This is a genomic window from Acinetobacter sp. YK3, assembly GCF_001729365.1.
GTDB classification, from domain to species: Bacteria; Pseudomonadota; Gammaproteobacteria; order Pseudomonadales; family Moraxellaceae; genus Acinetobacter; species Acinetobacter vivianii.
The window spans coordinates 1-4,745 of the sequence record NZ_LZPJ01000062.1; the positions used below are offsets into that span (position 1 = coordinate 1).

Below are 4,745 nucleotides of genomic sequence, written 5' to 3' on the forward strand. Positions count from 1 at the left end.
AAATTTTCAGAGCAAGTTAGAAAGTTTAACGATAAGAAAAATGCGACTTTATCTGATCCAAAAAATCCTTTTAAATAAAAATATAGATTAAAAGATAAAGCAGTATACGTTTATCTCATTTATTTTAAATGAGATAAGCAGTCAACGTTGTTATTACCTAAAACTAACAAAAGATTATTTACTGACATAATAAAAAAATAAGTCTTTTTTTGATTTTTTAAACATATCTCATCTTTTTTTTTAAATTTTGATAGCCTTTATTTTAAGAGGTTTTCTCTTAAAACTTTATTGAAGGAGATATTTAATGGCTGTATCTATAGACCTAACTAATACCGAACGTCGAGTATCTACTGCCGAATTCGCTTTGCGCATGAATATTTCAGAAAAGGAGCTATATGATCGAATTAAAACTGGTCGCGTGACAAGACCAATCAAAGATGGACGTAAAAATTACTGGCTTAATAGCTATGTCCTTTCCTGTATTATTCATGAGGAAAACCCCTTTCTTACGTCAGAATGAAATAGCTGTTGTTCTAAGTCAAAAACGCCTGATTTTTCTCAGGCGTATTTTTTCAATATTTTCATTCATCCAATAGTTAAATTCTTATCTAATATGATGACTTTAGTTTTTAAGAGATCTAGTAGATCTATAAAATTAAAAAGGTCACAAATAAAATTTGTGACCCTTTTTTGTAACAAACTCGAATGTGAGTAACATTATGAGTAAGCTTAACAAATATAGTTTAAATATTATTAAATTACAATAACTTAAACTACATGTGAGCAGTTTACATCATGCCGCCCATACCCCCCATACCGCCCATATCTGGTGCAGCTGGTTTATCTTCTGGGATGTCAGTAATCATGCATTCAGTGGTCAACATTAAACCAGCAACAGAAGCTGCATGTTCAAGTGCAGAACGCGTTACTTTAGCAGGATCAAGGATACCCATTTCTAACATATCGCCATATTCGCCAGTAGCAGCGTTATAACCGAAGTTACCTTCACCCGCTTTAACTGCATTGATGACAACTGAAGGTTCATCGCCTGCGTTTGAAACGATTTGACGAAGTGGCGCTTCGATCGCACGACGTAAAATGTTGATACCTGCTGTTTGATCTTCGTTAGCGCCTTTTAAGCCATCTAACACATTTACAGCGCGCACTAATGCAACACCACCACCGGCAACAACACCTTCTTCAACCGCTGCGCGAGTTGCGTGAAGTGCATCATCTACACGGTCTTTCTTCTCTTTCATTTCAACTTCAGTTGCTGCACCAATTTTGATGACTGCAACACCGCCTGCTAATTTAGCAACGCGTTCTTGAAGTTTTTCTTTGTCATATTCAGAAGTAGATTCTTCGATTTGCGCACGGATCTGTTGAACACGTTCAGCGATTTGTGCAGCATTACCCGCACCATCAACAATTACAGTGTTTTCTTTAGATACCGTGATTTTGTGTGCAGTACCCAAATCTTGAAGAGAAGCTTGCTCTAAAGACATGCCGACTTCTTCAGAAATAACAGTCGCGCCAGTCAAGATCGCGATGTCTTGAAGCATTGCTTTACGACGGTCACCAAAACCAGGTGCTTTAACCGCACATACTTTGATAATACCGCGCATGTTGTTCACAACAAGTGTAGCAAGCGCTTCGCCTTCAACATCTTCAGCGATGATAAGAAGTGGTTTACCTGTTTTAGCAACAGCTTCTAATACAGTAATCAATTCACGGATATTGCTGATTTTTTTATCAACAAGAAGGATGAATGGATTTTCAAGTTCAGCAGTAAGCGTATCTTGCTTGTTCGCGAAGTATGGAGAGATATAACCACGGTCGAACTGCATACCTTCTACAACATCTAAAGCATCTTCGAAGCCAGAACCTTCTTCTACAGTGATAACACCTTCTTTACCTACTTTTTCCATCGCTTGAGCGATCAGTTTACCTACAGTTGTATCCGAGTTCGCAGAGATTGAACCTACTTGTTCAATTGCTTTGAAATCATCAGCAGGTTTTGCGTTAGTACGGATGTTTTCAACAACTGTTTTTACTGCGATGTCGATACCACGTTTTAAATCCATTGGGTTCATACCAGCAGTCACTGATTTGATCCCTTCATTTAAAATTGCTTGAGCAAGTACAGTTGCAGTTGTTGTACCGTCACCCGCGATGTCATTTGTTTTAGAAGAAACTTCACGAACAAGTTGAGCACCCATGTTTTCAAACTTGTCTTTCAAAGAAATTTCTTTTGCAACAGTCACACCGTCTTTAGTGATGTGTGGCGCACCGAAAGAACGGTCGATTACAACGTTACGGCCTTTAGGACCTAAAGTTACTTTTACAGCATCTGCAAGTACGTTAACGCCTGCAATCATTTTTGAGCGAGCTGAATCACCAAATTTTACGTCTTTAGCTGACATGTTAAACTCCGAATCTTTTTAAATACTGAATCTGATAATAAATTTGAGTTATGTGTCGATTAGCCTTCAAGCACAGCTAAGATATCTGACTCTTTCATAATCAAGAGTTCTTCACCACTTACTTTTACTGTTGTACCCGCATAAGTACCGAACAATACTTTGTCGCCAACTTTAACGTCTAAAGCACGAACGCCGTTGTCAGTGATCTGACCATTACCCACTGCAATTACTTCACCTTGAGATGGTTTTTCAGCAGCAGAACCTGGAAGTAAAATACCACCAGCCGTTTTAGTTTCTTCTTCTACGCGACGAATCACAACACGATCATGTAATGGACGAATGTTGCTCATAGTTAACTCCATCAGACTTAGTCTTATTGATTAATGTGTGTCACCAGTTCGTGGCAACACATATAAAATTTTGGTATGCCACTTTTTTGGGGATGAAAAAAATGGCTTCAAGGGGAAAATGAAAAAAAATTCCATTTATAGATGTTTTTTTAATCACAATAATGAAGTTATGCCGAATTAAACAACATTTTGTGATTTCACAAATGTTTTAACGGATTCATCAAACCAGTAATGCTCTATCAGACCATCATCCGAAATCACATTAAAACTATTTGATAATCCAAAACGTAAACGCTTGGATGTGGCTGTGCCTGCATGAATATCCAGAATAGGATGATCAAATCCTAAATGAAAAATCTGATTGAGATCGTGTACTGCCACTTTATGTAAATGACCATGCAAAAGACCGAACAAACCTGTTTTGCCCCATTGTTCTAAAGCAATTTTTCCCAATACGGGGCAGTCCTTATCGCCATGGTCATTTGGAAAGGTATAAAAAGGTTGATGGAATACCACGATTTTTATTTTATTGGCTGGCGCACTGTTCAACCGTTCATAAGTTTCATGAATCTGCTCCAGTGAAACATGTCCTCGGGTGTGATATCGCCGCCGAATACTGTTTACACCTACCAAATAGAAATGTTCAGTCTCCAAAGTGGTTTCCATGCGACCGAAAAAAGCCTGATAACGCACAAAAGGAGAAAAAAAACGGTTCCAGACATGATAAAGTGGAATGTCGTGATTACCAGGCACCACCAGATAAGGAATCGACAGTGCATCCAGAAATTGACGGCAGGCATAAAACTGCTTAATACGCGCACGTTGCGTCAGATCACCACTCACCACCACAGCTTCTGGACGATGCTGCTGACAAAACGCCTTAATCGCGTCAATACAAGCTTCACGCTCTGTTCCAAAATGCAGATCAGACAGATGTAATAACATTCGGAACCATCACTTTTAACGCAGATTTTTCGACTGCAAATTTTAATGGAGTTTGCATCTCTTTTAACTCTCCATCTAACGCAACCGTTAACTGTGGTTTTTTACACTCAACCAGTATATGTTCAGCACAGAATGAATAGACCCCTGAAGCCTGATCGATTTTCCCCTGAATCAGTTTCCATAACATTTTCAATAAACTGAAACGATCACTTTTAGCTACCACCACGCCAGCCAGTTTGCCATTGGCAGCGCATTCCGCAATTCTTAATTTCATGTCGCTGAGTTGCAACTGATTATTGCCAAAGAAAATTAATGGTGTTGCGACTGGATATTTTTCCCCATCTACGCTCAAGGAAAGCTTTAAGGATTTATGCTCACGCAGTAATACATCTAGCGCAGAGGTATAAGCATTTAAAGGAAGCCGTCCAAAATGCTGATTAAAACGTTCCCGTTTTTTAATAAATAAAGGATATAGCCCAAGACTGGCATTATTTAAGTAAATTTGATCATTAATCGTGGCAATATGGACTTTTTGAATCGCGCCAGTTGCAATCACTTCTGCCGCCTCAAAAACATCTAGCGGGATATTCAAGACACGTGCGACATAATTAAAAGTCCCCAACGGAATAATGCCCATCGGAATATCGGTATGCATCAACTTTTTTGCCACCGCATTTAAAGTACCATCTCCTCCCGCTGCCACCACAACGCCACGCGACTCAGTCTGTTGATGTCGAGCCAGCACCGTTCTCATCATGGCATCAAAATCAGTTTGAGAACTCAGCTCAAAAACCTGAATTTCGAATCCATATTGCGTCCAGAAGGTCATCAGACGCTCATATTCTTCATCTTGTTGTGCTGCATGAAAACCTGATTTTTGATTATAAATAATAGACAAAGGCTTTACATCGGGGGCCATAATTTTCAACCTTAAAGAAGATTACAGGCTTATTTTTGTTTACAAAATCAACAAATAATAGCTTGTTTATGTAAATTTTGAATGAGCTTCATTCATATAATCAATAAC

The 4,745-nt window shown here is 38.7% G+C and carries 5 protein-coding genes; 1 reads left to right on the plus strand and 4 read right to left on the minus strand.

Annotation, left to right across the window (positions count from 1 at the left end; genetic code table 11):
* Positions 1–304: 304 nt before the first annotated feature.
* On the plus strand, positions 305–520 hold the full coding sequence (locus tag A9Z07_RS05380; protein WP_069577558.1) for a hypothetical protein: 216 nt from the start codon (positions 305–307) through the stop codon (positions 518–520).
* Between the two features lie 268 nt (positions 521–788).
* Here A9Z07_RS05380 and groL read toward each other — a convergent pair whose 3' ends face one another.
* The 4 genes from groL to A9Z07_RS05400 form a co-directional block, all read right to left on the minus strand.
* The gene (groL, locus tag A9Z07_RS05385; protein WP_004770360.1) at positions 789–2,423 is read right to left on the minus strand and encodes a chaperonin GroEL; all 1,635 of its coding nucleotides are present in this window, start codon (positions 2,421–2,423) and stop codon (positions 789–791) included.
* Between the two features lie 59 nt (positions 2,424–2,482).
* Positions 2,483–2,773, minus strand: a complete 291-nt coding sequence (gene groES, locus A9Z07_RS05390) for a co-chaperone GroES (protein ID WP_004652030.1) — start codon at positions 2,771–2,773, stop codon at positions 2,483–2,485.
* Between the two features lie 177 nt (positions 2,774–2,950).
* Entirely contained in the window at positions 2,951–3,718 is a 768-nt protein-coding gene (locus A9Z07_RS05395; RefSeq protein WP_069577560.1) for a metallophosphoesterase family protein, read from the minus strand.
* Complete coding sequence (locus A9Z07_RS05400) at positions 3,699–4,637, minus strand: diacylglycerol/lipid kinase family protein (RefSeq protein WP_069577561.1); 939 nt, start codon at positions 4,635–4,637, stop codon at positions 3,699–3,701. Before A9Z07_RS05400 ends, A9Z07_RS05395 begins: the two co-directional genes overlap by 20 nt.
* Between the last annotated feature and the right edge of the window lie 108 nt (positions 4,638–4,745).

What these genes read in the sequence shown, in the direction of transcription:
- A9Z07_RS05380 (WP_069577558.1), top strand. Translation starts at nt 305, where the DNA reads ATGGCTGTATCTATAGACCTAACTAATACCGAACGTCGAGTATCTACT.
- groL (WP_004770360.1), bottom strand. Translation starts at nt 2,423, where the DNA reads ATGTCAGCTAAAGACGTAAAATTTGGTGATTCAGCTCGCTCAAAAATG.
- groES (WP_004652030.1), bottom strand. Translation starts at nt 2,773, where the DNA reads ATGAGCAACATTCGTCCATTACATGATCGTGTTGTGATTCGTCGCGTA.
- A9Z07_RS05395 (WP_069577560.1), bottom strand. Translation starts at nt 3,718, where the DNA reads ATGTTATTACATCTGTCTGATCTGCATTTTGGAACAGAGCGTGAAGCT.
- A9Z07_RS05400 (WP_069577561.1), bottom strand. Translation starts at nt 4,637, where the DNA reads ATGGCCCCCGATGTAAAGCCTTTGTCTATTATTTATAATCAAAAATCA.